At 43.1% G+C, this 24,285-nt stretch carries 20 protein-coding genes; 2 read left to right on the top strand and 18 right to left on the bottom strand.

Annotated features, from left to right (window positions below; translation table 11 throughout):
- Window positions 1-113: 113 nt before the first annotated feature.
- The 4 genes from IGI76_RS04840 to IGI76_RS04825 form a co-directional block, all read right to left on the bottom strand.
- The gene (locus IGI76_RS04840) at window positions 114-5,744 is read right to left on the bottom strand and encodes a MucBP domain-containing protein (RefSeq protein WP_438781157.1); all 5,631 of its coding nucleotides are present in this window, start codon (window positions 5,742-5,744) and stop codon (window positions 114-116) included.
- A gap of 271 nt (window positions 5,745-6,015) precedes the next feature.
- The gene (locus tag IGI76_RS04835) at window positions 6,016-7,494 is read right to left on the bottom strand and encodes a helix-turn-helix domain-containing protein (protein WP_270266343.1); all 1,479 of its coding nucleotides are present in this window, start codon (window positions 7,492-7,494) and stop codon (window positions 6,016-6,018) included.
- Between the two features lie 565 nt (window positions 7,495-8,059).
- Window positions 8,060-9,370, bottom strand: coding sequence for an NCS2 family permease (locus tag IGI76_RS04830; protein WP_167826829.1), 1,311 nt, complete (start codon window positions 9,368-9,370; stop codon window positions 8,060-8,062).
- 160 nt (window positions 9,371-9,530) lie between these two features.
- Window positions 9,531-10,130 carry an NUDIX hydrolase N-terminal domain-containing protein gene (locus IGI76_RS04825; RefSeq protein ID WP_010747733.1) on the bottom strand — a complete coding sequence of 200 codons (600 nt, stop codon included), beginning with the start codon at window positions 10,128-10,130 and terminating at the stop codon, window positions 9,531-9,533.
- A 195-nt stretch (window positions 10,131-10,325) separates the two neighbouring features.
- On the opposite strand from IGI76_RS04825, the gene IGI76_RS04820 reads away from it, so the two are divergent.
- Both IGI76_RS04820 and IGI76_RS04815 read left to right on the top strand, forming a co-directional pair.
- Entirely contained in the window at window positions 10,326-11,057 is a 732-nt protein-coding gene (locus tag IGI76_RS04820; RefSeq protein WP_270266339.1) for a DUF389 domain-containing protein, read from the top strand.
- Window positions 10,964-11,323 (top strand): hypothetical protein, encoded by a 360-nt coding sequence (locus IGI76_RS04815; protein ID WP_438781759.1) that lies wholly within the window; start codon window positions 10,964-10,966, stop codon window positions 11,321-11,323. Before IGI76_RS04820 ends, IGI76_RS04815 begins: the two co-directional genes overlap by 94 nt.
- Before the next feature lie 44 nt (window positions 11,324-11,367).
- Here IGI76_RS04815 and IGI76_RS04810 read toward each other — a convergent pair whose 3' ends face one another.
- From IGI76_RS04810 to IGI76_RS04745, 14 genes are all read right to left on the bottom strand, one after another.
- On the bottom strand, window positions 11,368-11,994 hold the full coding sequence (locus tag IGI76_RS04810; RefSeq protein WP_167826831.1) for a zeta toxin family protein: 627 nt from the start codon (window positions 11,992-11,994) through the stop codon (window positions 11,368-11,370).
- Window positions 11,995-12,861 carry a class II fructose-bisphosphate aldolase gene (locus IGI76_RS04805; RefSeq protein ID WP_270266337.1) on the bottom strand — a complete coding sequence of 289 codons (867 nt, stop codon included), beginning with the start codon at window positions 12,859-12,861 and terminating at the stop codon, window positions 11,995-11,997.
- Window positions 12,862-12,883: 22 nt separating this feature from the next.
- Window positions 12,884-13,276: a hypothetical protein gene (locus IGI76_RS04800; RefSeq protein ID WP_005225457.1), complete on the bottom strand. Its 393-nt coding sequence runs from the start codon at window positions 13,274-13,276 to the stop codon at window positions 12,884-12,886.
- A gap of 18 nt (window positions 13,277-13,294) precedes the next feature.
- Window positions 13,295-14,584 carry a PTS sugar transporter subunit IIC gene (locus IGI76_RS04795; RefSeq protein WP_008379073.1) on the bottom strand — a complete coding sequence of 430 codons (1,290 nt, stop codon included), beginning with the start codon at window positions 14,582-14,584 and terminating at the stop codon, window positions 13,295-13,297.
- A gap of 31 nt (window positions 14,585-14,615) precedes the next feature.
- Window positions 14,616-14,918, bottom strand: coding sequence for a PTS sugar transporter subunit IIB (locus tag IGI76_RS04790; RefSeq protein WP_005225455.1), 303 nt, complete (start codon window positions 14,916-14,918; stop codon window positions 14,616-14,618).
- A 23-nt stretch (window positions 14,919-14,941) separates the two neighbouring features.
- Window positions 14,942-17,011 (bottom strand): BglG family transcription antiterminator, encoded by a 2,070-nt coding sequence (locus IGI76_RS04785; RefSeq protein WP_167826833.1) that lies wholly within the window; start codon window positions 17,009-17,011, stop codon window positions 14,942-14,944.
- Between the two features lie 236 nt (window positions 17,012-17,247).
- Entirely contained in the window at window positions 17,248-18,297 is a 1,050-nt protein-coding gene (locus IGI76_RS04780; protein WP_167826834.1) for an FUSC family protein, read from the bottom strand.
- A 261-nt stretch (window positions 18,298-18,558) separates the two neighbouring features.
- Window positions 18,559-19,779: an NAD(P)H-dependent oxidoreductase gene (locus tag IGI76_RS04775; RefSeq protein WP_270266329.1), complete on the bottom strand. Its 1,221-nt coding sequence runs from the start codon at window positions 19,777-19,779 to the stop codon at window positions 18,559-18,561.
- Window positions 19,780-19,805: 26 nt separating this feature from the next.
- The gene (locus IGI76_RS04770) at window positions 19,806-20,411 is read right to left on the bottom strand and encodes an NADPH-dependent FMN reductase (protein ID WP_005225450.1); all 606 of its coding nucleotides are present in this window, start codon (window positions 20,409-20,411) and stop codon (window positions 19,806-19,808) included.
- 24 nt (window positions 20,412-20,435) lie between these two features.
- Window positions 20,436-21,374 (bottom strand): FAD:protein FMN transferase, encoded by a 939-nt coding sequence (locus IGI76_RS04765; protein ID WP_194193113.1) that lies wholly within the window; start codon window positions 21,372-21,374, stop codon window positions 20,436-20,438.
- Between the two features lie 201 nt (window positions 21,375-21,575).
- Window positions 21,576-22,427 (bottom strand): helix-turn-helix domain-containing protein, encoded by an 852-nt coding sequence (locus IGI76_RS04760; protein WP_015509261.1) that lies wholly within the window; start codon window positions 22,425-22,427, stop codon window positions 21,576-21,578.
- A 66-nt stretch (window positions 22,428-22,493) separates the two neighbouring features.
- Window positions 22,494-23,216 carry a deoxynucleoside kinase gene (locus tag IGI76_RS04755; RefSeq protein ID WP_194193114.1) on the bottom strand — a complete coding sequence of 241 codons (723 nt, stop codon included), beginning with the start codon at window positions 23,214-23,216 and terminating at the stop codon, window positions 22,494-22,496.
- A gap of 15 nt (window positions 23,217-23,231) precedes the next feature.
- Window positions 23,232-23,672: a nucleoside 2-deoxyribosyltransferase gene (locus IGI76_RS04750; protein WP_194193115.1), complete on the bottom strand. Its 441-nt coding sequence runs from the start codon at window positions 23,670-23,672 to the stop codon at window positions 23,232-23,234.
- The gene (locus IGI76_RS04745; protein WP_194193116.1) at window positions 23,669-24,247 is read right to left on the bottom strand and encodes an LOG family protein; all 579 of its coding nucleotides are present in this window, start codon (window positions 24,245-24,247) and stop codon (window positions 23,669-23,671) included. Before IGI76_RS04745 ends, IGI76_RS04750 begins: the two co-directional genes overlap by 4 nt.
- Between the last annotated feature and the right edge of the window lie 38 nt (window positions 24,248-24,285).

Raw genomic sequence — 24,285 nt, 5'->3', positions numbered from 1 at the left:
CCGTGATCCTCTTCATTTAGTGAATGATTTTTCTGAAGTTTTTTTAGATTTGAGAAAGCAGCAAAACCTCCACGGGCTTTGCTGCTTTCTTTTTATATTGACTATTCTAAAAACTAATTATCTTGTTTTTTCTTCTTATCAAAGATAATGAAAATGGCAAATAACAGTAGCAGCGATCCAACAATGATCATGATTCGTTGTCCAACCATCGCTTCCCCAGTATTGGGAAGTTTTGGATCGTTAGAATCTTCCTTCTCATTTTCTGGATTCTCTTTTTCAGGTGTATTTTGCCCACCGTTATTTTCTTCTTTATGATAGACATAAATCACTTCTTGCACGTCATTCGTAAACGTTCCAGATGCGTTATCTGGTATTTCCTTCACGGTCCAACCAGAAATTTCTTTTGGCTTACTCTCGTATGGCAGACCGACTTTTCCACTTAGAATCGTTAGTTCCGACAGTTGATTTCCTTCGGTGTCTTCATATTTGACTATTACAGGTGCCGCATCTGAACGGTCATAGATATAGATTACTTCTTGCGCTTCTTCAGTAAACGTTCCAGACACATTGCTTGGCATTTCTGGCACATACCAGCCTAGAATTTCTTTCGGTTTGCTTTCATATGGCAGACCAACTTTTCCGCTTAGAATCGTTGGTTCCGAAAGTTGGTTTCCTTCGCCATCTTCATACTTGACTGTTACGGGGGCTGCATCTGAACGGTCATAGATATAGATTACTTCTTGCGCTTCTTTTCCGAAAATTCCATGAGCATTGCTTGGCATTTCTGGCACATACCAACCTGGAATTTCTTTTGGTTCGCTTTCGTATGGTAAGCCAACTTTTCCGCTTAGAATCGTTGGTTCCGAAAGTTGGTTTCCTTCGCCATCTTCATACTTGACCGTCACTGGTGCCGCATCGGAGCGATCGTAAACATAGAGCACTTCCTGTGGCTCTTCGTTAAAAATTCCATGAGCATTGCTTGGTGTCTCTGGCACATACCACCCTGGAATTTCTTTTGGTTCGCTCTCGTATGGCAACCCAACTTTTCCGCTTAATATCGTTGGTTCCGAAAGTTGATTTCCTTCGGCATCCTCATACTTGACGGTTACAGGTGCTGCATCCGATCGATCGTAAACATAGAGCACTTCCTGTGGGTCTTCGCTAAAAATTCCATGAGCATTGCTTGGTGTCTCTGGCACATACCACCCCGGAATTTCTTTTGGTTCGCTTTCGTATGGCAACCCAACTTTTCCGCTTAATATCGTTGGCTCCGAGAGCTGATTCCCTTCGGTATCCTCATACTTAACTGTTACAGGTGCCGCATTCGAGCGGTCGTAAACATAGATCACTTCCTGTGGATCTTCGCTAAAAATTCCACGAGCATTGCTTGGCATTTCTAGCACATACCAGCCTAGAATTTCTTTCGGTTTGCTTTCATATGGCAGACCAACTTTTCCGCTTAGAATCGTTGGTTCCGAAAGCTGATTCCCTTCGGTATCCTCATACTTAACTGTTACAGGTGCCGCATTCGAGCGGTCGTAAACATAGATCACTTCCTGTGGATCTTCGCTAAAAATTCCACGGGCATTGCTTGGCATTTCTGGCACATACCACCCTGGAACTTCTTTTGGTTCGCTTTCGTATGGTAAGCCAACTTTCCCACTTAATATCGTTGGCTCCGAGAGCTGATTCCCTTCGATATCCTCATACTTGACTGTTACAGGTGCCGCATCCGAACGGTCATAGACATAGACCACTTCTTGCGCTTCTTTTCCGAAAATTCCACGGGCATTGCTTGGTGTTTCTGGTACATACCACCCTGGAATTTCTTTCGGTTCGCTCTCGTATGGCAGACCGACTTTTCCACTTAAGATCGTTGGTTCCGACAGTTGATTCCCTTCGGTGTCTTCATATTTGACTGTTACAGGTGCCGCATCTGAACGGTCATAGATATAGATTACTTTTTGCGCTTCTTCAGTAAACGTTCCATGAGCATTGCTTGGCGTTTCTGGAACATACCACCCTGGAATTTCTTTTGGTTCGCTTTCGTATGGCAACCCAACTTTTCCGCTTAAAATCGTTGGTTCTGACAATTGATTTCCTTCGCCATCTTCATATTTGACGGTTATAGGTGCTGCATCGGAGCGGTCATAGACATAGACCACTTCTTGCGCTTCTTTTCCGAAAATTCCATGAGCATTGCTTGGTGTTTCTGGCACATACCAACCTGGAATTTCTTTTGGTTCGCTTTCGTATGGTAAGCCAACTTTTCCGCTTAAAATCGTAGGTTCCGAAAGTTGGTTTCCTTCGCCATCTTCATACTTGACTGTCACTGGTGCCGCATCGGAGTGATCGTAAACATAGAGCACTTCCTGTGACTCTTCGCTAAAAAATCCATGAGCATTAGTCGGTGTTTCTGGCACATACCAACCTGGAATTTCTTTTGGTTCGCTTTCGTATGGTAAGCCAACTTTTCCGCTTAGAATCGTTGGTTCCGAAAGTTGGTTTCCTTCGCCATCTTCATACTTGACCGTCACTGGTGCCGCATCGGAGCGATCGTAAACATAGAGCACTTCCTGTGGGTCTTCGCTAAAAATTCCATGAGCATTGCTTGGTGTCTCTGGCACATACCACCCCGGAATTTCTTTTGGTTCGCTCTCGTATGGCAACCCAACTTTCCCTCTTAATATCGTTGGCTCCGAAAGTTGGTTTCCTTCAGTATCCTCATACTTGACTGTCACTGGTGCCGCATCTTTATGTTCTATTTTTTCCCAAATATAGGTTCCTGGAATGGTTCCGTCATATAAGTCCATAAAATCAAACGAGGATTCATAAACCATTGGTACACTTGGCTCATTCCCATAAGCATCTTCTTTTTGTATCCACCTGCCAGTATATCCGTTCTCAATAAGAATCTCTGGTAAACGAGTAGACGTAGAAAAGATCGAATGCTCGCCTACTACTAGTTCGTTCAATTGTTTCGCGTCTAAAAACATCTGAGCCATACTTTCCACTATCGATGTGTCGAAATTTGATACATCAAGCTTTTCTATGGCTGATTCGCGAAACATCCACCACATATTGGTTACTTTCGCGGTATTCCAATTTGACAGATCTAAGTTTTTCAATGCTCTTGTATACTGGAACATTTCTCTAATATCAGTGACATTTTCAGTATTCCAGTTGGATACATCGAGAGAAGTTAAAGAATGAGTGGAGGCAAACATGTTTCTCATATCAGTTACGCTAGATGTATCCCAATTGCTAACACTAAATTCAGTTGGTACCCGTACTCCGCTGAACATATACGCCATATTTGTTACTTTGTTTGTTTTCCAATTGCTTGTATCAAGTGATGTCAATCTTGAAGCATTTCTAAACATGCTTAACATGCTCGTCACATTCTCTGTATTCCAATTAGATACGTCCAGAACTTCTAAATGAGGTAAGTTCTCAAACATCCAATTCATATTTGTTACATTAGATACATTCCAGTTTGAAACATCTAATTGACTCAGTGAACTATTTCCTCTATTGAATCCTCCAGCAAACATGCCATCCATCCGTTCTACTTTAGAGACATTCCAGTTGGATACATCCAAAGAGGTCAAATTCTTCTTTCCCCCAAACATATACCTCATATCTGTTACATTTCCTGTCTTCCATTTAGATACATCCAAAACAGTTAACGGTGTTACTGGGCTAGCAGAATTATCTAATTCTCTGAACATTTCTGCCATGTTTGTAACATTTGAAGTGTCCCAGTTCGAAACGTCCACTTTTTTTAATTTTGGTAATCTAGCAAACATGCTTGCCATTGTCGTCACTTGGGAAGTATTAAAATTATTCCCATTTTCTATAATCATAAGCTCACTTAAATCACTGAATAAAACCGCAGAATTTACTGGCAACAATACTGGTGCCTTAACAACGATTTGTGTCACAGACGTGTAGGTTTTCCAAGGCGCAGTTGCAACGGTACCCGCATTTCCTTCTTCTAACACAATTGTTTTCGTTTCTTCATCCCATGTCCACGGAACGGTTCCCCACGTTCCTCTGACTAATGAATCTGATCGCTCATAAACATAAATGACTTCCTGTTCTTCTTCTGTAAATCTACCTGATGCATTAACTGGTGTTTCTATAACAGACCAACCGGGAATTTCTTTCGGTTCACTTGTGTAACGTTCTCCCACCTCCCCATTTAATATGTCTGGTTCGGATAATTCATTTCCTTCAGTATCTTCATACCGTATAGTCACTGGTGCTGAGATTAACCTTTCCCAAATATATGTTCCTGGGTTACTGCCATCATACTGATTCATAAACTCATCAGATGAAGCATAAATTACTGGAGTTGAACCGTTATCCCCCTCATCATTAATATGCTCTATCCATCTTCCAGAGTAGGGTAGACCTGCGTTGATTCTTGGCAATCTTACGTTTGAAGCAAAAATTGATTTCTCACCTAAGGTCAGCTCACGTAGAGATTGAGTTGATTCAAACATATTATTTGTATTTGTAACATTCGTTACATCCCAGCTCGAAAGATCAAGACTCGTTAACGCTCTAGCCGAACTAAACATCCTCAACATCGATGTGACATTCGACACGTCCCAGTTTGACACATCAATCGTGGTTAATGAAGTCGCTACTCCAAACATATCCGACATGTTTGTTACACTCGAAACATCCCAACGCGAAAGATCCAAGCTTGTGAGAGAGTTAACCGCATTAAACATCAAGCCCATATCAGTTACACTGGAAACATCCCAGTTTGAAAGGTCTAAGTCGGATAGGGATCTGGCTAGACCAAACATGCTACGCATATTCGTCACGCTTGATACGTCCCAACTTGCAACATCCAAACTCGTTAAAGACTCTGCTGAATTAAACATTCCTCCCATATTTTGTACATTTGATACATCCCAATTTGACACATCTAAGCTTGCTAAAGATCTGGTTTGTCCAAACATTCCATTCATGTCCGTCACATTCGATACATTCCAATTTGATACATCAATATTATTTAGTGTAGTAACGCCATGAAACATGCGATCCATGTTTGTCACATTTGACACATCGATATTTCCTGCATGCTCAATCGTCAGCAAATCTGTTAGACGTTCTGCTGCTTGCGCTTGCGGTGATCCAAACAACCATGAAACGTCTTCTGGAAAAATAACCTTGCCATTAACAGAAATTTGAACAACATTCGTGTAGGTTTTCCAAGGTGCTGTGGCTGACGTGCCGGCTGCCCCTTCTTCTAACACAATTGTTTTCGTTTCTTCATCCCACGTCCACGGAACAGTTCCCCATACGCCTTCCACATTTTCATCTGACTCTTCATTACTGTCTTCCTTACTACTGTCTTCTGCACTACTAGCTACTGATTCTTCATGACTGTCTTCTGTACTACTATCTAATGTAGCTTCACTGGAGCTTTCCTCAAAAGAGCTTTCAGATGAATCTGCCTCTATACCACTGTCTGTTTCGGTATGTTCCCCAGATCCATTGGTACTTATGTTTTCTTCAGTTGCTGTCGACGGTTGATCGTCTTCTATCAATTGCCTTTCTTCATAACGATCTGCATTTCCATCCGCCAATTCACTTAGAAACCCTTCAGCAACTGAAACATCCGTCATTTTCAAATTATTTTCTAAGCTGTCGTTTTGAGAGACATCCTTTACTGTATTAGCAAATACAGTGAGCGGCTGTCCTAGAGTCATTGCAATGACCAACATTATGTAACCTACCTTGCGTATCACTTCCCTAACACTCCTTTTCTTTTTAACGTAAACTTCTTGAAACATGAAAAATAATTATTCATGCAAGCACTGCTGAATTGGTAGAATAATCTATCACGAGCTTGGAAGTTCTAAACAAAAGTATATAAGGATGTTTTTTAATAAAAAAATCATGTTTTTCACCCTAGGGGGAAATTAAGTATAAAAAAACCTATGCAAAAGGCTTTCTTTCCTTCTGAATAGGTAAAAAATAGGTTTATTATTTTCATTATTTTATAAGTTCGAACATTTTTGGTTCGATCGTTTTGAATAAGAGTTCCCAATCTTGTTTATCTGGAACTGTTTTCAATAATAGGCAGTTGGTGCTCACCTTATACTCTGACAAGTATTCACTGTAGTTTGTCACAATTAAATCAATATCTTCTTGGTTTAAGAATTCTTCCGTCAAAGCTGGAATCGTAATAAAAAAGATTTGATGGCGATCACCAAAGTATTGATATACTCGCGATCTTATCAATTGACAGACATACAGATCGCCTTCTAATAAAAAAACAATTCTCTTGCTTTTGTACAAATACTGTTCTTTCAATCTTTCTCCCAGCAAAGTTAAGCTCGTCGTAATATCTTCCAAAAAATCGTCTGTTATTCCTGATTCAGCGAAAAAGGAGCGCAGAAAGTGATGATTGTCGATATATGATTCTTTGCATTCATGTTTTGTTTTCTCTGTGATTTCTGACATTATTCTATTTTGAACTGGTGAAATTAGATGATTCACGTACCTAGAAAGGAAGAACGCACGATAGATCCATAAAATTTCTGTTGTATACAACTCAGGCGAGCAATTCTTGAGATAGTTTTCAGTTAAATGAGCAAAAGAATCAATGCCCTGCAATTGCTTACAGAATACCTTATCTTGGTCTATTTGATCAAAAGGCCGCTTGGCAATCGTTACTAAAAATAGCCAACAGAGCTCATCCGCACATAATTCCACTTGATAGATCTTTTGAATTCTTTGCTGAATCAAGAATAAATTAAGAAAATCCTTGTTATTCTTAACACTCTTGTAAAGATTTGTTGGTACATTGATCCTCTTTCCCTGGCGTACTCGCTCGATAGCAATATATAAATTATAGTAAAATTCATTTGGAGAAGTACCTGTACCAATCGTGATTCCCTTGATTTTAGATAAAAAAGTTTGATAGATCAATTCATGAATCTCTTTTGGAGGAACCAACGTATGAGGGGTCATTTCCCCTTCATAGTAAAAATCTTTGAAAAACTTTCGGATGTTTGCTTCATCGCCTTTTAAATCAATTGGAGTGAGTGATAGTTTTAATCCGTATTCTTTAAGAACCGGCTCAATTTGTCTCAAATAGCGTCGAAATGACGTTTCTGATATGTGAAATCGGTCAATTAATTCCGCTACGTCCTCTAACTCTCCATAGAAAACGTTTCCCAACAATTCAAACAAAATTTCATTTTGCAATAGTTTTTCTTTTTGTTCAATAAATCGAAGGGCGTTCTTTTTTTCGAAAAGGTACCCATTGTTCGTTGAAACAATTTGCGCACTATCAGAAAAATACTCCTTTAGCTTATTTATATCAGTTAAAATCGTCCGTTCTGAAACCTCATTTAATTTAGCTAATTGACCCTTAGTCGCTTTTTGTGTCCGCTCAAAAAGATTCAATATACGAAACCAGCGAATAGTTGTTGGATCAACAATAAACTTTAACTGCAGATCTTTCATCCTAACACCTCCCAACTTTATAGAAAATCATACCATGTATTTTTAATCCATAATCATTTTTTCATTCCTTTTCTAACTTACTACATTTTCTCAATGATGTGAACGTCACTTGTAAATGAATATTTTTTGCTATTGATCAAAGACTCTAGTCAAAAAATCGCGAAACGATTACTGCTGAAAAGAAGGCGTTATTTATCTAATCTAAACAAAAAACAAGTGAAGTAAGAAAACCTATACAAAATCAGCTACGCCAATCCTTTTCCTTTGGTAAGTACCATCATTTGATTGAAGAAAATTATAAGTTAGAATCAGTGATTCGTTTTTTAAACCAGAATAAAATCCCATGAATGTTAGGTAAAAAATAGAATGCCTTAACCGCTCCTCGTATTTGTAAGAAGTGAAAAAACCTACTATTCATCATCCATCGCTTTAATAAACACTGCTCTACTTTTTTTGTTTGTATTTATCAACTCTTATTCTCAATACAAAAAAAACAGCTAAGCCACAAGCTTAACTGTTCTTTCTTTTTATAATTGATAAAGTTCTTAATCACAAAACGTCTCTATCACACATTCAAAATCCACATAAACCCAAGAAAGACAAAGAACAAGCCGTACATGATTGGTGAGACTTCTTTGCCGCGTTTGGCTGCTAACATGGTGATTGGGTAAAAGATGAAGCCTAAGGCGATCCCATCGGAGATGCTGTAGGTCAACGGCATGCCTAGTAGAATCAAGAAGGCTGGGATTGCGATTTCCATTTCGTGCCATTTGATTTCTCGCAGCGATTGTGCCATCAGCACGCCCACGACGATCAGTGCTGGTGCCGTCACTTGGGAAGTAACAACGGATAGTAATGGTGAAAAGAACAAGCCGAACAAGAAGAAAATTCCAGTCGTCACGGCAGTCAAGCCAGAACGACCGCCCACGGCGATCCCAGCGGAGGATTCCACATATGCGCCTACTGGTGAGGTCCCTAATAAAGAACCAGCGAGCATGGCGGTGGAGTCAGAAGCAAGTGCTTTGCCGACCCGCGGCATTTTGTTGTCTTTCATGAAGCCCGCTTGATTGGCAAGTCCTACCAAGGTGCCTGCAGTATCAAAGAAAGTGACGAGTAAGAAAGTCAGTACTACGACCCACATTTGCAGGGAGTTGATGTCTCCTACATGGTTTAGCGCCACTAAGAATGTGGAAGAAATACTCGGTGCAGCAGAAACGATATTGGATGGTGCTTGGATCAAGCCAGTCAGAAGACCTAAAACAGTTGTTGCGGCCATCCCGATAAAAATTCCACCAGGAACTCTGCGAACCATCAAGACGGCAGTGATCACTAAACCAAAAATCGTCAGCCACGTCGTACCGACACTCAATGAGCCTAGTGCCACAAGGGTCGAATCATCGGAAACGATGATCCCGCCTTCGCTCAATCCCAAAAAGGCGATGAACAGACCGATCCCCCCAGAGATGGCATATTTTAAATCAGCAGGGATCGCATCAATGATCAGTTCCCGTAATTTAAAGATTGTGATCACGATGAAAATCAGTGATGCCACAAACACACCCGCTAATGCTGTTTGCCATGGAACCCCCATTCCAATACAGACTGAATAAGAAAAGAAAGCGTTGATCCCTAATGCGGGTGCCGTAGCGATCGGGTATTTTGCTAAAACCCCCATCAAGATACAGCCCAATGCGCTGGCTAACGCCGTTGCCGTAAAGACGGCACCTTCGTCCATCCCAGATGTCCCAAGGACCGTTGGATTGACGAATAAAATATAGGCCATCGAGATAAAGGTGGTAAAACCAGCTAAGATTTCTCGTTTGACCGTTGTTTGTAAGGCATCCAGCCCAAAAAAGGAATTGATTTGATTCTTCATTTTTACTCCTCCAGCAATCAAGCAAAGGTGTCGCCATTGCTTGATTTTTTATAATGAAAACGACGAAATCAATCATAAACCAACTTTATCTGCAAGTAAATATTATCCAGTTAAAAAAACCAATAAAACGCTTTTTCCAACATCTTACCCTTAGCTGTTTCTAATCAACGTGTAACGACTTCTCATTCACCAATTGCTCCAGCTGTTCCTTGGTGGTGCGCTTGATGGAAAGCTTCGGCAGCTCCTTCAACGAAAAGTAATCGCTGTTAGAGGTTTCACTGTTTTTGATGAAGTCCCCTGCCAAAACATCACAGGCAAAGACCAGCTTATAGTATTGAAACACTTGTGGAATGTCTGGTCTTAGATTCGTATCAAAAATTGCTCGCAGCTCCTTGACCTCAACGAGTAAGCCAGTTTCTTCCAGCACTTCTTTTTTGATGTTTTCCCGTGGCGTCAAGCCAATTTCTGCATAGCCTCCTGGCAGTGACCATTCTTTCGTCAGGCTGTCTTCCACCAGCAAGATTTTTTCGTCTTTTTGGATCAATGCTCGTACATCGACTTTGGGCGTAGGATAGCCCTCATTTTTTTCTGTTAAAAGGGTCAACGCAGCTGCGTCTTGATCCACGACGGTACTCATCAAATGCAATGCCAACTCTTTGATCTCTTGGTAACGTTCCTTATCGTACACATCTTTGCCATAGTACAAACCTGCTTCAGCGATCGATAACAGGCGTTTGTATTGCGCAAAATAATCTTTCATCCATTCCCCGCCTTTTCCATTTCTCTGTTATGCTTCTTATTCTAGAGGAAATCGGCGGTTTTGCAAAAGATTGGCAACCCAATCATTGAATTCTTGTTGCTATCATCACCTGATAGACGCAGATTTTTGTAAAATCGGCCGATTTAAGGGACAATGAAAAGAGCAGAACGATTTTTCTCAGAAAGGATGATGAAGGTGAACTTAACGCCTGATTTAGTTTCCAAAGAACAATTGATTGGAAAAATTCAAAAAGATATGGACCAAACGATGCTCGTCTATGCACTTTTAGTTTGTGCAACGCTGGTTGCTTCGATTGGTTTAAACTACAACTCTACGACAACGATTATCGGGGCGATGTTGATTTCGCCACTTTTAAATGGGATCAACGGGATCGGCTTTGGTTTAGGTCTTTCCCACTTACGTTTGGTTAAAAAAGGGCTGCTGGTCTTTAGCATCCAAGTCATCATCGTACTTATCATCTCATTTACCTTTTTCTTACTCACGCCAGTCAAAGACACAACCCCTGAGATCATCACCCAAACATCTGCAACGATTTGGGATATTTGCGTCGCATTGATCGGTGGTTCAGCACTGGCTTTTGCCAAAGTCAGGGGCCGCGACAACGATGTTATTATCGGCGTCTCCATCGGGACGTCCCTGATTTTGCCGCTTTGTGTGACAGGTTATGGGCTGTCGATCAAAGACTATTCGATTTCATGGGAATCCGCTCAACTCTTCTTCACCAATTCCTTTTTGATTTGTTTTTCCTTGTTCATTACCATCTGGCTGTTGCAGTATGGGATTTTCGTCACCAAAAATGGTGGAAGTTTGCCGTGGTTGCCTTACCGATCACGGTCATTGGCAGTTTCTTCGTTTATACGACGATCCAAACGACTTTCGTGGAATACCATGCCAAGCGTTTTGTAGAAGCCAAACTGGGGGAACATTATTTGCTAGAGCAAACACTTAATGAGCAGAAACAATCCCTTGAATTAAAACTCGTCGATGAACCACTCTCGAAACAAGCGGTCGCGCAGCTTGAAGCAAGTCTTGAAAACTATGCTTTGCCCGACTACCAGCTCAAGGTCAATGTCTATTCCGCCAATAAAGAGGGGCAATTTGATGCCAAAGTATTAGCCGAAATCCTACAAGTCCAAAACCAAGGAACTTCGAAATTTTTGGGTTTAGACTAAAAAAACAGGCGCTGCCCTTTTCAGGTGTAGCGCCTGTTTTTTCTTCAATTTAAGTCATTGAGTTGTTCAGCGATTCTCTCGATCAACGGGCGATAATCCACTTGCTCGTAATCTTCCACATTGACTTCGATAAGCGCTCCTAACTGAAAGTCATCGTAACGGCGATCAGTGATGATTTGCCGAAACGCTTCTTTGGTTATATGGTTGGTTGCAGCTTGTCTATCTTCCAGCACATCCCCGTAATGGTACCGTTCCATGATAAAACTCAAGTGACGGTCATCCGCTCGATCACGTAAGAAGCGTCTTTCCCATAAGGTTTCAAAAGAAGCAGTCAAGCGAATGGTCAAGCACTCATAACCATAGCTTTGGGCGAGAAAAGTTAGCAATGGCTTCTGCTTTTCACTAAAGGGGTATTCCGAGACCACCAAGCGTTTTCCTAAAGACATGTACAAGCCCAATGCCTGATAGTAAAAAGGCCAAACATACTGCTTTTCGATCTGGGCTTTTTCTGCCAATGAATCAAAGCCGAGGGATTCGGCATAGCACTCTTTGATTTCATCTGGCGTAAGAGCGAAAAGATCAGGAAAACGTTTCTTCAACAGATTCAGTAAATAACTTTTTCCAGTTCCAGGACTGCCTGCCAATAAAACAAGCATCTTTTTGCGTACCATCTATTTGCCGATCGCAGTCGGCGCTTTCGTATTCATGAAAAGGCCGATCTTGTGCTTGACGATTTCTTTGATGGCTTCATTGGATGGGATCACGTTGTGGCGCAAAGATTTGTTGACTTCCGTTGCCCCAAAATTTTCTTTCGCAATCTTCGTCCAATTGACCAACAATTCAGTACCTACATTAAACTTGCGAATGCCGTTATTGATCAATTCAGGATAATCTTCTTCCTTGACGCCAGTTCCTCCATGAATGACTAGCGGCACGTCGACGACTGCATGGATCTCCTTCAATAACTCAACATTCACTTCAGTTTTGGAGCGGAATTGACCGTGATTGGTTCCGATAGCGATGGCTAGCGCATCGACGCCAGTAGCAGCGAAAAACTCTACCGCATCTTCTGGGCGTGTGAAGACTTTATCGTCTTCTTCCACATGAATGCCTTCTTCTGTGCCGCCGATCGTTCCTAGTTCTCCTTCGACGGACACCCCATGGGCATGAGCGTATTCTACGACTGCGCGCGTTTTCAAAATGTTTTCTTTGAAGGGCAAATGCGAGCCATCATACATCACCGAGCTATAGCCGCTATCAATCGCCGCTTTGATCTCATCGAAATCTCTGGCATGGTCCAAATGCAAGACAGCATCTACTAGCTCGTGATCGGCAATCGTTTTGACGACATTGACCAAGACATCATAGCCGATGTATTTCGCCGTATCGATACTTGTTTGAATGATGATGGGTGCCCCCATCTCTTTGGCTGCCCGCAGCATACTTGGCAGCATTTCTAAATTATGGGTATTAAAAGCCCCCACTGTAAAATTCAATGCTTCTGCTGTTTTCGTTACTTCTTTTAATGTTGTATACATCCTTGATTCCACCTCGTCTAGTTTAATTGCCGCTGATCGTAAGTTGTTTGGCGATTTGCCGCATTTCTTCCATTTTGTCCATGTAATAGTCGATCTTTGCATCGTCGCCGTTTCGTGCGGCGGCGGCACGCTGAGCATTATAAAGGGACATCAGTTTTTTGTAGCCGTCCCCGATCGATTTTTTCGCCTGCAAGCTTTTTTCCAATGCGTCGATCGCTTCTTCTGTGCGGGAAAGTTTTGCCTGCGCTAAGCCTAACGCTTCATACAATTTTGCTTGTTCGTCGATGTCGGTTTCTGCTTGCAACTGACTTTCTAGATTTGCAATAAGCGCTTCTGCCTCTTGGCTTTCTTCAGCGGTCAAAGGAACCGCTGGTGTTTCTGTGGGCTTTTTTTCTTTTTTGAAAAAAGAGAACATGCGTCTTCCTCCTAGCGATTAAAAGTTTTTCAATAAGGGACTGATGATCCAAGCATATAGCAAGGCTGCCGTAACGGTATCCACATCAGTTGCCGTAGCGTTAACAAAGCCCATTTGATTGAAGATCGTTACAAGTAGGGCTGGCAGTAACGTAATGAAGAATCCGTGAAAGATCCCTCCGATGATCGCCCCTCGACGTCCACCGACCGCATTGCCGAAGATCCCAGCGGTACCGCCTGCAAAGAAGTTCGTCAGCATCCCTGGCAAGATCATCGCCAAGCCAAAGACTGGTAAAACGAACATGGCGATGACTGTCCCAATCGTTGTAGTAATGAAGCCTAAAATAACTGCATTGGGGCTATATGGGAAGAACACTGGGCAATCGAGTGCTGGTTTTGCATCAGGCACCAATTTCATGGCGATCCCACGAAACGCAGGGACGATCTCGCCTAAGAGCAACCGAACGCCAGCTAGCAAAACATAGACCCCAACCACGAATTGAATGGCTTGCAAGAAGGCATACATGATGTAATTTTGATCACCAGAGAGCGTAGAAGCAAAGGTTTCTCCAGCAAACAAGACCGTCACGATATACAGTGGAACCATCACGACCATGACAGAAAGATAGGTATCTTGTAAAAATTCAAAAGAACGTGGCAGTTTGATGTCTTCGATCGATTTTTTCTTCTCGCCTCTTTCTCCAAACAGATAGGCAACGCCTGCTTCAAAGAGGTAGCCGATCGTACAGAAATGTCCGAGAGCAATGTCGTCTGACCCAGTGACTTTGCGGATGATGGGCTGAGCCATCGCTGGCATCGCTACGGCAAAGATCGCCCCAATCAACCCACCGACGAGAATCAAGACAACGCCCCGCAAACCAGCGAAATAGCCAAAGACCGTCGTCATGGTCGCCATCCATAAAATGGCTTGACCCGTTAAGAAAATATATTTCCATTTCGTAAAGCGTGCCAATAAAATATTAAAAACAAAGATGGCTAAAAATGTCAGCGCTATGTCCCGACCCAAGCCCAACTCATTCATCGCTTGCCCGTTGATGGCTTCGATGGAAGGAATTATGCCTTGCATGTCGAATCCTTCTGTGAAAATCTCGCCGAAATAGGTCAAACTACCGACGATGATGCTAGAACCAGCGCTTAAAACCTGGAAGCCCAATAGCGTCTTCAAACTTCCTGAAATGACTTGACCTGCTGACTTTTTCTGAAGCAGCAGCCCTAACATCGCGATCAAAGCGATCGTGATCGATGCCTGCGTTAAAATATTATCAATGATAAAATTGATGATGCCCATTTTTTCAAACTCCCTTCATCATGACCCTTACTTACAGTGCGCCTTTTTCCGTTAATACCGGGGTGATTTTTTCTTCGATTTCTGGTTTTGAAACAATGTTGCGTAAATAAATGATTGCGGTTGTCGGGTCCAAAGCAAACTTTTCAAATTGCGTCCGGAAATTCTCTGCCGTAATGATGATGTCTGGTTTCATTGATACCGCTGATGAGATATCGACATGATCCAATTTCGCCTCCACTCCTAATTTCGTTAAGACATCTTCTGTTGACATCTGAGCCGCAAAGCTGCTGCCAAGACCCGCACCGCATACGAATAAGATCGATAATTTGTTCATGATTTTTCCCCTTTTCTTGTTTTTTATGAAAATAGCAATGATTGAAAAGCTTCAATCGTAGAGCAAGCCAGCAACTGCGTGACTTTTTCTTCATCATTGATCAGTTCGATCAATTCCTTCATGATGGCAAGATGAGAGTAGGAGTCTACCGCAGCCAAGCAAAAAATGATTTTGACAGGGTCCATTTCTGGGTTCCCAAATGCGACTGGCGGCGCCAAGGTGAGGACACTCACACCCAACTGCTGGGCGCCATCTTCTGGTCGTGCATGCGCCAGCGCCAAATGTTTGCCAATGACGATATAAGGCCCGTATTCCTCCACCGCCGCAACCATTGCCTCGATATAGCGTTTCTCGATGATCTGTTCTTTTAATAGCGGCTGCGCAGAGCGTTCAATGGCTTCTTCCCAATTTTGAACAGGAACGTTTAATTGAATATGACTAGCGGATAAAACATCTTTTAACATTGGCTGAATCTCCCTTGCATTAATGGCTAATTGATTTTGTTCAAACAAGTGTGTCAATTTGCGATAGGCGGCAGCATCGACCGTCCCACCGCTTTCTTCAATGACTGTAAGCAATTGATTGAAGAACAGCGTGGCATTTTTTTGGTCAAAGGCGATCCGCTTGAATTGTTCATTGTTTTTTAAGAAACGGCGGATCACTTGGTGATTTTCTTCATTGATGATCGGTGGGATCAGTAATACCGGCTTTTCTCGATAATCGATCTCATAAGTTGAAAAAACCAGATCCACATCGAATTTTGTAATCAAATTGACTTCTTGTGAATTCAAGACTGCCGCAACTTCTACTTCTGGAAACTTCTCCTTGAGGCTGGCTGCCAGCAGATTGCCGGTTGCCATTCCATGGTTACAGACGACGACCGCCTTATAGATCGTAATAATCTCGTGGTTCAATGAACTTAAGGCTGTAGAAAAATGGATCACGAGAAATGTCAGTTCATCTTCTGATAGTGGTTGTCCGACGATCTCTTCGATCGTGGGGGCGAAGCCCTTGACGGCTTGGTAGATTTGTCCATAATTTTTGCGAACAGTCTCTTTGATCGGATTGGGGACTTGAATGCCGCTTTTGGCTCGAACGATCAGCGCGGCCATATGTTTATACAATCCCTCTAACAACTCTTCTTCCTTTTTACTAAAAGGGATCTTGGTTTGGCATTCCACAAATTGGATCAGCTGCAGCGACAAGAGTTGCGCATGCGCCCATTCGATGGAATTGGACAAATCTTTAAAATTCAGTGATTCGATGATGAAAGAAAGATAGTTGACTTCGATTTCTGGTGGCTCGATCGAAAAGGTTTCAGCGATCGCCTGGATATAGGCTGACCCTTGGAGCGGATTGCTGGAAGTAGACCAATTCATGCGTGTGATAAATTCCTTCATTCTGATGCGCATCAGCCAAATGGCGGTAAACAATAAGATTTGGCTGCTATACAACTCATTTTGATTTGGCGGCAACACTGCTTGCATCACTTGTTGGATCTGTTTGATTGCTTTTTGCGGCAAATAGCGATAAAGCAATTTCGTAAAGACTAAATCTGGGGTCTGTTTATCAAGTGGCAGCCTACCGATCCGCTGATTGATGATGTCAAAAATCATCGTCCGAATCGCTCGTTCCGATCCATTCAACCGCAGTCCTTTTTTTCCTAGACTAATGATCTCAATGCCATATTTATTGATGTCCGCCCGCAAACGGCGCATGTCTTCATCCATGCTGCTTTTCGATATCTGGTACGCTTCTTCTTTTTTATTCAACACCAGGATCTCTTTTGAAAATGTCAGATGCAGCAGTAGATCAAAACTACGCTCTTCACGGGTCATATATTCCGACTGTTGTGCCTGTAATGCCTGCCAAACGATGGCTTGCTGCTTCGAGGTCAGTTTCAAAAGGATGCCCTTTCCTCGAAGGGTTTGGATCGGTCCGATGTGTAAGTCAGCAAGAAACGTGTTGATCTCATTCAAATCATTGCGGATCGTCCGTCCACTGGCTGCGGTCTCTTCTGCCAGTTGCTCGATGGATAGTGGATAATCAGTCACCAACAGGCGATGCAAAACATCTACGATTCGTTTTTTCACAACTTTCTCTCCTTCTCTGATTTGAGTATATGATTTCGCTTACAACAAAAAAAGTAGATGTTTCTGCCACTTTAATTTGCAAAAATGTAAACGCTTCTATTTCAAAATAGGAACCTTTGCTCGATTATTTCACATTTCCCTTCTTTTTCCTATCCGATGGAGAAAACGTTTAGCTCGAGGATCAAAGGCAAAAAAAAGCAAGAGCAGCTGCTCTTGCTTATTGATGATGGTGCATGCTATTGTGTTTGATCCGACGTGTCTTCTGGCTTATTTCCCAGCGCTTGCTCCATTTGCTTTACTGCCCAATCCATTAGAAAGATCAACAGCATTGCCAGCACGCTGCCAATCAATGCCCCTGAAAAACGCAATGGGATCAATTTCAGTGGCGTAAAACTAGTACCGATCGTCATTAACAGCAGGACTTGCGGGTTGGTAAAAAAATTAGCAACGGTATAATTGACTGGCATAAAAAACTCCGTCAATATGTTTAGCATGATCAAGACCACTGCGATGGCTTCAAGGGGCATATGCAAGGACATCAATAAGAAACCCAGCAGCAACCCCACGATTCCTCCCAGTACCCTACCGATCGTGCGATTTTTGATTTTTTCCATATGTTCTCCTGCCAAGACGGCAGCAGCAGAAATCAAGATCCAATAGCCGTTGCTGTCTCGCAGCAGGTAGGCAATGTAGGTCGCAATAAACAATATCAAAGAAAAGTGCAGCGCCTTGATGACCATTTCTGGTTGCTGAGATAATGCTAGCGAATATTTCTCGTGCAAGCTCAGTTGTTGAAAGGCCGTTTTTTCTTCTTTCAACGGCAGCTGTTCAGCCAACGAAATCACCAGTCCAGCAAGCAGCGAGCCTGCGATGCCATAAAGCAAATAGGAACTGTGGTGCAAGATCTCTCCAAGGTGCGCTGCGTGAAAATTAAAGCCGGTGGCATAAAGCATCAACACGAAGAAATAATCGGGCTTGGGGATCCGCATCACTTTTGACAACAAAAACGCGGAAAACGATAACGCACCGATGATAAAAGGCGCGCTCCAAGGAATCAGTGCTGTCCCAGCGCCTAAAATAAATGCCAGCAGCAGCGCAGCGCCGTGGGTCAAAATGGCGCGCAGATTATAAAAAAGGGACCGATGTTGAAAAGCCAAGTAGGAAAAAGCCCCCATCGCCCCCACAGAACTTATCAAAGGGTCCTGAACGAGGATCCCTATAAACAAAGGAACCGCCATCGCAAACCCTGATCCTAACGGACGCAAGACTTTTCGTTTGTCTTTCATGCAATTCCTCCTATCAAAAAATATGTACGATGATACAGCCGTTTTATAAGCAACGTCCTAAACTAGTATACGAAGCAAAAGATGAATATGCAAATTTTTTTCAGAAACTTTGTGAAATCCTCGCAATGATGTCCTTGATCAACTCAATCGCTCATAGAAAATCGTTTATTCATGAAAAAGCAGCAAAAAGAGAAGCATTCGCTTGGCAACTGATTGCAAGCGAATGCTTCTAGCGATTCCTTCTCTCCCTTTAGACAACCCTTATTTCACTGAAGCGCTGGTGACCGCATCTGCTGCAGGTGCGTCATGAGTACTGGCACTAGTGACCGCATCGGTCGGTTCTTGGTGCACAGAAGCACTGGAAATGGCGTCTTCATTGCCGACAAGTTTTTGACCGGTTTGTTGCAAATACCATTCGATGATTGGCTTGAAATCAAGGATGTATTCGTTGATCCCCGCATATTCGCCGTTTTCATCGTGCATCGCTTGATAATTGTGGACGATGTATTTTTCTGGCACCTGTTTCGGCACATGGACCCGAACCGCGTCGGTTGCCCCACTGCGCAGCTGTTGGATCACCCACTCAACATTTTTGAAGGATTTTTCAGGATGGCATTTTGCTAATGGATTGCCGACTTGTCCTGGCACACGTGCTGCCAGCATATTTTGGGCTTCTTCGCGCAGATTGTAATACAAGAATTGGTTGTTGCTATCGGCAAATGTCAATTCCATCGGCATCGAATCTAAGAAGTAATTGATCTGATCGACTGTCAGCAAGCCGCGATTTAGTTTGACGTAGGTATTGCCAGAAACGGCACCGACTGCTTCAGCGGCTTTTTCCAGCCATTGATCATCATACATATCCACTCCTTCCACGGTGGTTGCGATTTTCCCTGTGGCGTAGAGGTCTTCGGGCGGCAATTGTTTAGGACCCGCTAAGGCAGAAACGACTTTGATAAATTGCAAGAAGCTGTTGATCGTCGCATCTAAAAAAGCAACCGTTCGGGCATCGATCAAATCACCGGCTTCATCGAAAGCTTCTTTGGCTTTGCCCAACAAAAACTCATTCCCTGGCATCACTAAAGCATTGACTCCCGGTGCGTCCAAAATCTGGCGCAGATGCAGCTGGGCCCTTGAAGTTCCTTGATCGTAGTAAGAGGCACCCACGATCATCACTGGTTTGTTTTCCAGAGGATGGATATTGAATGAAAGCCATTCTAGCAAGCTTTTCAGTCCTGCCGTCACGGTATGGTTGTGCTCTGGTGTAGCAATGATCACACCGTCTGCCATCAGCAATTGCCGATTCAAACGCTGGATGGCTGGGCTTTGGGTTTGATCTTCCTCTTGATTAAAGAGAGGAAAGTCTTTGATCTCTACAAGTTCTAACGTGAATTCCTTTTTGTATTGCTTTTTGATAAAGTTCAGCAGCTGACGATTGGTGGAGACTTCAGCGGCTGATCCGACGATTCCGATCAATTTCATTGTCTTTACGCTCCTATCTTTTGCGATTAGATGGTTTCCCATGAAAATTCAGCAGCTTCTTTTTGATTGGCGGCATGGGCGTGCTGCAACTGGCTGGTAATTTTTACAAATAATAGAAAATCGTTGAACAGTCCTTGCAGTTTTTGGGTCTGCTCTTCATCGATCAAGTTGCCTTGCTCGTCAAACGCTTGCAGCGAATGACCTAAGAGAAATTCAGAGCTAGGCATGATCCGTGCTTTTAACTCTGGAGAGTCCAGAATCTGTCTTAGATGAGCTTGGGCACGAGAAGAACCTAACGTCCCATAAGAAGCACCAGTGATCATCACTGGCTTGTCAACAAAAGGGAAAATTCCATAGGACAACCAGTTCAGGGCATTGATCAACGCTGCGGGTACGGCATGATCGTATTCTGGTGTACTGATGATCACACCGTCTGCTGCTGCGATTTTTTCGGCAAGCTGGGTTACTTGTACGGGCAACTCCTTTGATTCTGGTTTGTTGAACATTGGAAGATCTTTGATCTCGACTAGTTCGATCTCTGCCTCATTGGCAAACATTTTTTTCATAAACTGCAACAACGTGCGATTGGTGGAACGAGTGGCATTGGTTCCCACGAATCCGATAAATTTCATCCTGTCTCTTCCTTTCTGGTTGGGCTATCTTAAAAGTCTTGCCTGAATGCCTTTAGAGGCGATGACTTCATTTTCTTTGGTTACGATGATCCCTTCGATTTCTGGCTGCTGCTGAATCTCTTGTAAAACAACTGGAATGGGCTTGCCAAACAAGCGCGAAGTCCAGATTTCCCCCAGTAACGATGTCGCTGCAACGATCGTGATGCTCAAATACCCACATTCGATGGGAAAGCCACTCTGAGGATCAATCAAATGATGATACGTTCCTTCAGAGGTGGTCAAGACCCGCTCATAGATCCCCGAAGTGACGACGGTTTGGTCCTTGATTGGCAGAATGCCCAAGGTGTCGGCCCGACCGCCTTTGGGATCTCGGATCCCGATCCGCCAATGTCCGTCCAAATGATTTGGTGCAGCGCCGAAACAGACAATATTTCCGCCTAAGTTGATCAATCCATACGCAACTCCTCGGGCTTGGCAAAGGATGCGTAACTTATCAGCGATGTAGCCTTTTGCTAATGCTCCGAGGTCGATCCTCATTCCAGCTTTTTTCAAAAAAACCTTGCCTGCTGCCAATTGGATCTGTTGCGGGTCTGTTAGCGCAAGCAATTCTTTGACCTGCGTCTCTGATACGATGCGGGCATCTTCAAACCCGATACGCCATGCTTGGACCAGTGGACCGATGGCAATATTCAACTGACTGTGGGGAGCACAGCTATGATGTTTGCCGATTTCGATCAGCTGGTACAATTCTGGATCAAGCGCAAGCCCCTTTTGTCCTGCCAACTGATTCAGCTGATTCAATTCCGATTGCGGATTATTGGCACTAAAGCGATGGTCGTATCCTTTCAGCTGGGTCTCCAGCTCGTCCAGTACACTTTCTGGTTTTGTATGAGCGACTTTTAACTCAATGAACGTGCCCATCCGCTGAATCGTGCGAGCGGCTTCTCTCACTGCTGCCTTCATAAAATCCCTTCTCCTAAAAACGATGCATCTCAAATTATGTTAGTTTTTTCACAATTAAAGAATACTCCCGATATATTTTTTTGTCAACAAGATTATATATTTTTTTATATAAGAAAAATCAAAAAAAGCAGTCCCTTCGTCGAAAGAACTGCTAGTTATCAAGCATTTGCGCAACAAAACTTTTTTGTAGAAAATATATTTTTATTCGATCGTTTCTTCAACCGCTTTTAAATGCGCCAGTAATTTTACATTTTTATTGATTTTGGCATATGCTCGTGCATCGTGTAACATTTCCAAAATTGTTTCTTTCGGCTGTTGTTCGCGAATGGCATTTTCGGTCAGTTGGGCTGCCGCGCGAGCCAAGTAGTAGGTCAAATGATTGTCGGAACAAATCGCCAACACATAATTCAACAAGGTATCGCTAGTTTCCAAATCATCGACTTTGGCATAAAAGACGCCGCAATGAAAGACGATGTTCAACACCCGCCACGTGTCTTCGATCGTTTTGATCGGATAGGTATAAATTTTCTCAAAGACCTTCGTCACATAAAACTCAGCCTTTGCCCATTCTTCTTCTCTGGCATACACCAAACCGATCCCAGTATACGCTAAGAGATCAAACAATTCCTCCGCCGTTTCATTCATCAATAACTGATCGAATTGAAACAAGACATCGGTAATCGCAGCTTCATTAAAAATCATTTCAAAGCCTTTTAAATAATCATATTGCGCTTTTAATGCTGGTTCATCGATCAACTTCACTTCGATTTGACTTAACAATGCAGCCAACTGTTCATACTCGCTCGTGATCAAGTAGAATTCGGCTTTTGCCAATTCTTCTTTGATTTTGGTCGTTGCGACATTCATGGAAGAAAACAAGTCGACCAATGGCAAGCCGATCCGATTACACAATTTGATCAAAATTTTGAGGGACGGTGCCTGCCCGTTGTTTTCAAATTTACTCAAAGTGGCTTGCGTACAGATTCCTTCCGAAAGTTCTTGCTGCGAGAAGCCCGCCTGTTTCCTCGCCTCAATAAATCGTTCAACATTCATCGCCTTGCTCCCTCCCATTGTCGATAAGACACTTGTTTTTTTCGTAAGCCGTCCTCAACTGCTGGCTCAGCTTGTCACAGATGCTGCGTTTTTCTTAGAAAAATCACCTTTTGCGATGGCTTTGTCCGTACAATAGTGGCCTTTGCCATGGGTCTGACGGACTTCCGTCAGTTTTTCTTGGATCATCTCGAGGATCACCATGAGGTTGTCTTCATTGGCAACAAAGTCCAATTGATCCCCATCAATTTGCATTTTCGGACAAACGTCAAAGTTTTCATACCATTCATCGTATCGCTGATTCAACTCTTTGTAATAGTCGTACAATGTCGGATCGTTGGCAATTTGTTCATAAGAACGCCCACGTTTGTTGATCCGTTCAATCATTGTATCCAAGGAAACCTTAATATGAACCATTAGATCTGGATGTTTCAATGGCGCTGATTCTTCCAATTCCCGCAGCATCGTGTTCAACAGGTTATCGTATTGTTCGACTTCCATCGGTGCGATGCGACCTAGATCCGCATTTAGATGAAACATCAAGCTATCCTCATAGATGGAGCGGTCAATGACATTGTCATCATTGGACAAAGCTTCCCGCATCCCTAAAAAGCTTTTGTTTAAGAAAAAAATCTGCAATAAAAAGGCGTATCGTTCTGGATTGGAATAAAACAATGGCAGAACATCGTTGTCCTCCACGTTTTCATAGAAAGGCTTCGACGCCATTTCCTTCGATAAAAAATCAGTCAAACTGCTTTTTCCTGCCCCGATCGTTCCTGCGATTAATAACACATTCATCATCCTTTATTAAATATAGTCACCGACAAAGGCTCGGTGCGCCATCGCTTCAAAATCATACGCTGTTCGTGCCGCCAAATCAGTCAAATACGCTTGCACCGACTCCGTCAACATCAGATTGACCGCCGCGGCTTTTTCCTGAAAAGCGATCACTGGTTTATTTCGTACGTGTGCTGCGCCGATTTCAAAGGCTGTTCCCGGATCGGCGATCCTTTCATGGTTATCCAAAACGGCAACGACGACGTCGGCTCGTGTCAATTCCAGCATGTCTTTTTCGAAAATTTCTCTTGCCCGTTCTGGTGTATTGGGTTCAGATGAACCTTCTTGATACAAGCGCGGCGAATAGACCGCCAATGGCTGCGGGTTTTCAGCTAAACTGCGTACTACCTGTTTGAGTCGGGCGACTTGTTCGTTTGAAAAAAACGGTCCCGCTAAATAGACATGCTTCATCCTGCCAAGCACTCCTTTCCTGATCCCTTCGCCGCCAATCGATGGATCAACGACTCAACGTCAGATAGGAAAAAGAGTGTTTCCGACAGCTCAGGCCAGGCAAAGCTAGAAGCTTCAAACATTGTTAGCAGCGGCTTCAGTCCATCAGTCAAGCCTTGGGTCATCAACACACCGATCGGTTTGACTGGCCATGGCCCAAGAGTCATAAAAGAGCATACTGATGACAACTCCTCTAGTGTACCAAATCCACCAGGTAATACAAGGTAGGCATCGCTCATTTCCAGCAATTGTTGTGTTTGTTCCTCCCTCGTATCCGTATAGAACTCGGTGTATGTGCTTGATCCAGTGACGATTGGTGGCAATTCTTCTGCAAAGGAACCTGATGGATAGATCCCCGTCACTGCGCCTTCTTTTTCAAAGACCCCTTTCACGATCTCCCTCATCAAGCCAGCCAAAGGGCCGCAATAAACCAACTCGATGTGATTTTTTGCTAAGGCATTGCCGATGGCACGAGCGGTCTTTGCCAACTTTTCCGCGTTTTCTAAACGGGTGCCGCAATATACAGTTACTCTCAAAAACAACAGCTCCTTTTTCACTACACCTGCTATTTTAC

Source organism: Enterococcus sp. DIV2449a (assembly GCF_051711225.1).
Lineage (GTDB): Bacteria > Bacillota > Bacilli > Lactobacillales > Enterococcaceae > Enterococcus_D > Enterococcus_D casseliflavus.
This window is presented reverse-complemented; position numbering and strand designations above follow the sequence as displayed.

Bases quoted from the DNA above. Each gene is read 5' to 3' on its own strand.
- IGI76_RS04765 (WP_194193113.1), bottom strand. From the start codon at position 21,374: ATGAAGGCAGCAGTGAGAGAAGCCGCTCGCACGATTCAGCGGATGGGC.
- IGI76_RS04760 (WP_015509261.1), bottom strand. From the start codon at position 22,427: ATGAATGTTGAACGATTTATTGAGGCGAGGAAACAGGCGGGCTTCTCG.
- IGI76_RS04750 (WP_194193115.1), bottom strand. From the start codon at position 23,672: ATGAAGCATGTCTATTTAGCGGGACCGTTTTTTTCAAACGAACAAGTC.
- IGI76_RS04800 (WP_005225457.1), bottom strand. From the start codon at position 13,276: ATGTTCTCTTTTTTCAAAAAAGAAAAAAAGCCCACAGAAACACCAGCG.
- IGI76_RS04810 (WP_167826831.1), bottom strand. From the start codon at position 11,994: ATGGTACGCAAAAAGATGCTTGTTTTATTGGCAGGCAGTCCTGGAACT.
- IGI76_RS04830 (WP_167826829.1), bottom strand. From the start codon at position 9,370: ATGAAGAATCAAATCAATTCCTTTTTTGGGCTGGATGCCTTACAAACA.
- IGI76_RS04840 (WP_438781157.1), bottom strand. From the start codon at position 5,744: ATGTTGGTCATTGCAATGACTCTAGGACAGCCGCTCACTGTATTTGCT.
- IGI76_RS04790 (WP_005225455.1), bottom strand. From the start codon at position 14,918: ATGAACAAATTATCGATCTTATTCGTATGCGGTGCGGGTCTTGGCAGC.
- IGI76_RS04835 (WP_270266343.1), bottom strand. From the start codon at position 7,494: ATGAAAGATCTGCAGTTAAAGTTTATTGTTGATCCAACAACTATTCGC.
- IGI76_RS04795 (WP_008379073.1), bottom strand. From the start codon at position 14,584: ATGGGCATCATCAATTTTATCATTGATAATATTTTAACGCAGGCATCG.
- IGI76_RS04780 (WP_167826834.1), bottom strand. From the start codon at position 18,297: ATGAAAGACAAACGAAAAGTCTTGCGTCCGTTAGGATCAGGGTTTGCG.
- IGI76_RS04805 (WP_270266337.1), bottom strand. From the start codon at position 12,861: ATGTATACAACATTAAAAGAAGTAACGAAAACAGCAGAAGCATTGAAT.
- IGI76_RS04775 (WP_270266329.1), bottom strand. From the start codon at position 19,779: ATGAAATTGATCGGAATCGTCGGATCAGCCGCTGAAGTCTCCACCAAT.
- IGI76_RS04825 (WP_010747733.1), bottom strand. From the start codon at position 10,130: ATGAAAGATTATTTTGCGCAATACAAACGCCTGTTATCGATCGCTGAA.
- IGI76_RS04770 (WP_005225450.1), bottom strand. From the start codon at position 20,411: ATGAAATTTATCGGATTCGTGGGAACCAATGCCACTCGTTCCACCAAT.